The 1007-nt window shown below is 78.1% G+C and carries 1 pseudogene; it reads left to right on the top strand.

The features are described from left to right. Nucleotides 1–68 precede the first annotated feature (68 nt). Nucleotides 69–1007: pseudogene (locus EF903_RS32915) on the top strand (hydrolase); the annotation flags it as partial.

Genomic DNA, 1007 nt, shown 5'->3' with positions numbered 1-1007 from the left:
GGCAGGAGTGCCCGTGGGACGGGACTTACGGGCAGGGGACGGCGCCCCCGCGGCCCTAGCCTTCCCGCATGACGATGTGGACCACTCTCGATCCGGTTGCCGTGGCCGTCGACCCCGGCAGCCGGGCGACCGCCCGGCTCCGGGTGCGCAACACCGGCGACACGGTGGAGGAATACCGGCTCTCGATCGTGGGCGACCCGGCCGGCTGGAGCCGCATCGAGCCCGACACGCTCCGCCTCTACCCGGGCAGCGAAGGGTCCGCGGAGATCTCCTTCGCGCCGCCGCGCACCCCCGACGCCCCGGCGGGCCCCACCGCCTACGGGGTGCGGGTCGAGCCGCGCGAGAACCCCGCCGTGCGGGACGTGCTGGAAGGCCGGGTCTCGGTCGCCCCGTTCACCGAGGTCCGCGCCGAACTGGTGCCGCCCGCCATCGCCGCCCGGTTCCGCGGCCGGGCCGCCGTCGCCGTCGACAACCTCGGCAACACCCCGCTCACCGCGTCCGTCGGCGCCCGCGACGAGTCCGGCCGGCTGTCGTTCGACGTCCGCCCGGGCAACGTCCAAGTGGCGCCGGGCCGGGCGGCGTTCGTCGGACTGGAGATCTCCCCCCAGGCGACCCGGTGGACGGGCGGGCCCGAAACCCACCGCATCACCGTCTCCGTGCGGCGCTCCGGCGATGCGGCGGCCCTGGAGTTGAACGGCGAGTTCGAGCAGCGGCCGGTGCTGCCCGCCTGGCTCGTCGCCGTCGGCGGGCTGCTGGCCGCGGCCGCCGTCGCGTTCGCCGTGCTGTGGCTCGGGTTCTCGCCGAAGGTCGCCTCCGCCGCCGGGGAGAAGAAGGCCGAGGCGGGGGCACCGCTGCCGAACCCGCTGGGCAGCCAGGGGCCCCTCCCGGCGGCTCCGCCGCCGCCCGCCGACCCGGGGGCCCTCCCCGGCGGCGGAGCCCCGGTCGGCGGGGACCCGGCGGCCGGAGTCCCCGGCGGCGGCTCCGCCGGTGCGGGTTCCGGCGGGGGA

The organism is Streptomyces sp. WAC05292 (assembly GCF_003949955.1).
GTDB lineage: Bacteria > Actinomycetota > Actinomycetes > Streptomycetales > Streptomycetaceae > Streptomyces > Streptomyces globosus.
Note: the sequence above shows the minus strand (reverse complement) of the source record. Positions and strands in the feature narration are given on the sequence as shown.